This is a genomic window from Streptomyces sp. NPDC001514 (assembly GCF_053597075.1).
The window spans coordinates 1-2,593 of the sequence record NZ_JBSFHO010000081.1; the positions used below are offsets into that span (position 1 = coordinate 1).

General features: G+C 72.5%; 3 protein-coding genes. All 3 read left to right on the plus strand.

The features are described from left to right. Window positions 1–130: 130 nt before the first annotated feature. The gene (locus ACWCXB_RS36470; protein WP_450728789.1) at window positions 131–403 is read left to right on the plus strand and encodes a hypothetical protein; all 273 of its coding nucleotides are present in this window, start codon (window positions 131–133) and stop codon (window positions 401–403) included. 303 nt (window positions 404–706) lie between these two features. Beyond that, window positions 707–1,087, plus strand: a complete 381-nt coding sequence (locus ACWCXB_RS36475) for a hypothetical protein (RefSeq protein ID WP_450728791.1) — start codon at window positions 707–709, stop codon at window positions 1,085–1,087. 22 nt (window positions 1,088–1,109) lie between these two features. Beyond that, on the plus strand, window positions 1,110–2,593 hold a 1,484-nt coding region (locus tag ACWCXB_RS36480), incomplete at its 3' end, for a sodium/solute symporter (RefSeq protein WP_450728793.1).

A 2,593-nucleotide genomic window follows, 5' to 3' on the forward strand; every position in this document is an offset into this window, starting at 1 on the left:
GCGCCGCCGTTCGTCGTCCCACCGTGCCCGTACGGCGACGGGCCGGGCCACTGACCGAGCGGTGTCCGGAATCGGCGCTGCGGCCGTCCGCCCCCGCCTACCCTTGATCGGGAAGGGGAGAAGGGGCCTGATGTCCGATATCGAAGCGCTGCTGCGCGAGCTCCGCGGCCTGCAGGTGATGCCGCCCGGCAATCCGGACGATGTCGAGGCGCTCCTCGCCAGGGCCAGGAGCGCGGCAGGCCGTTGGGCCGATGTGCTGGACGAGATCCGGGAGTCCGCGCAGGGGCTCGTCGGTCCGCGCGCGGAAGCCGCCCTCGAAGTCGCGTTCCGTCGCGCCGAGGAGTCGTACGTCGAACTGGAGATCGCCCTTGCCGACTGCACCCGCCAACGCGCGGGCCGGTGAGAGGTGCGCCCCCGGAGCGGCCCGGGTCCACGCACCGAGCCAACGGGCCGGGGTCTCACGCACCCGGCCCGTGCACCCGGCCCGTGCACCCGGCCCGTGCACCGGGCCCACGGGCCCGGCCGACTGCCCGAGCCCACCGCCCGGGTCCACTGGCCGAGACGTGGGCGGCCGAGGGGCCACCGAGACCGGGACGAGACCACCCGGTGCCTACCCGCCGTCATCGCCGCTGCGTAGACTCCGTAGATCCTCGGACCCCTGTCCGAACGCGAACGAGCCGACTCGAGATGCCGGGAGCGGACGACGATGTCTGCAGAGCAGCCACCCCGCCGTGAGGTGGTCACGGGTGTGCCGCGAGGAGCCCGCCGCAGGCCGGGCCATGCCCCCGCCCGTTCCGAGATCAGCGAGCAGACTCCGCTCGGCACCGTCTACGTCCGCTCCCTGATGCGCAGCCAGTTGCGCGCGGGGCTGTACGCCCTCGGCGTGCTCGTCCTCCTCGTCGGCACCCTGCCGCTGCTGTTCGCCTTCCCCGCCGCCGTGCTCGGCTCCTTCTCCTCGCCCGAGCCGTTCGTCTGGGCGATGCTCGGCGTGGTCGTCTATCCGGTGATGTGGCTCGTGGCGCGCTGGTACGTCCGCCGGGCCGAGCGCAACGAGCGCGACTTCACCGGGCTCGTCGAAGGCCGCTGACGCCGCTCGTGGGGAACAGCCGGTGAACCAGACGTACGCGGTGACGGCCGTCACCTTCGTCGTCCTCGCGACCGTCCTCATAGGCGGCCTCGGCCTGCGAATATCCCGTACCACCTCCGACTTCTACGTCGCGTCGCGCACCGTCAAGCCCGCACTGAACGCGGCCGCCATCAGCGGTGAGTACCTCTCCGCCGCCTCCTTCCTCGGCATCGCGGGACTGGTCCTCCTCCAGGGCCCGGACATGCTCTGGTATCCGGTCGGCTACACGGCCGGCTATCTCGTCCTGCTGGTGCTGGTCGCCGCCCCGCTGCGCCGCTCGGGGGCGTACACCCTCTCCGACTTCGCCGAGGCCCGGCTCGAATCGGCCACCGTACGCCGCCTCGCCAGCCTCTTCGTCGTCGGGATCGGCTGGCTCTATCTGCTGCCGCAGCTCCAGGGCGCGGGACTCACCCTGGAGATCCTCACCGGCGCGCCCGACTGGGTCGGCGGACTCGTCGTCGCCGTCGTCGTCACGGGCGCGGTCGCCGCCGGAGGGATGCGCTCCATCACGTTCGTCCAGGCGTTCCAGTACTGGCTCAAGCTCACCGCACTGCTCGTGCCCGCGCTCTTCCTCGTCGCCGCCTGGTTCGGCGACGACGCGCCACGCGCCCGGTTCGACGCGCCCACCGTCTTCCGCGAGCACACCGCCGTACGGATCGACGACACCGTACGGGTCGAGCTGGAGCAGCCGCTCACCGTCGGCGTCTCGGGCAGCATCGACGGCACCCGGCACGACGAGGACCGGGTCACCCTCGACGAGGGCACCCACCGCATCGACGCCGGGACACGCCTCACCTTCCCCCAGGGCTCGGAGGTGCCCGCGCGCGCCTCCACCGGCGCGGACCCGTTCAGCTGGTCCCAGCCGCTCGCGGGCGGACGCGACGGGTATCAGCTCTACGCCACGTACGGACTCATCCTCGCGACCTTCCTCGGCACCATGGGATTGCCCCATGTCGCCGTCCGCTTCTACACCAGCCCCAACGGGCGTGCCGCGCGCCGCACCACCCTCGTCGTGCTCGGGCTGATCGGCGTCTTCTATCTGCTGCCGCCCGTCTACGGCGCGCTCGGCCGTATCTACGCCCCCGAACTCGCCCTCACCGGCCAGGCCGACGCGGCCGTGCTCGTCCTGCCCGAGCGGATGATCGGCGGCATTCCGGGGGATCTGCTCGGAGCGCTCCTCGCGGGCGGCGCGTTCGCCGCGTTCCTTTCCACCGCCTCCGGTCTGACCATGTCCGTCGCCGGAGTCCTCACCCAGGACGTGCTTCCCTCGCGCGGGGTGCGGCACTTCCGGCTCGCGACCGTCGTCTCGATGGCGGTGCCGCTCGCCGTGAGCGTCGTCGCCACCGATGTGCCGGTCGCGGACGCGGTCGGACTCGCGTTCGCCGTCTCGGCATCCTCGTTCTGCCCGCTGCTCGTCCTCGGCATCTGGTGGCGGCGGCTCACACCGCCGGGCGCCGCGGCCGGGCT

Coding starts and splice junctions, on each gene's coding strand:
- ACWCXB_RS36470 (WP_450728789.1), top strand. CDS start 131: ATGTCCGATATCGAAGCGCTGCTGCGCGAGCTCCGCGGCCTGCAGGTG.
- ACWCXB_RS36475 (WP_450728791.1), top strand. CDS start 707: ATGTCTGCAGAGCAGCCACCCCGCCGTGAGGTGGTCACGGGTGTGCCG.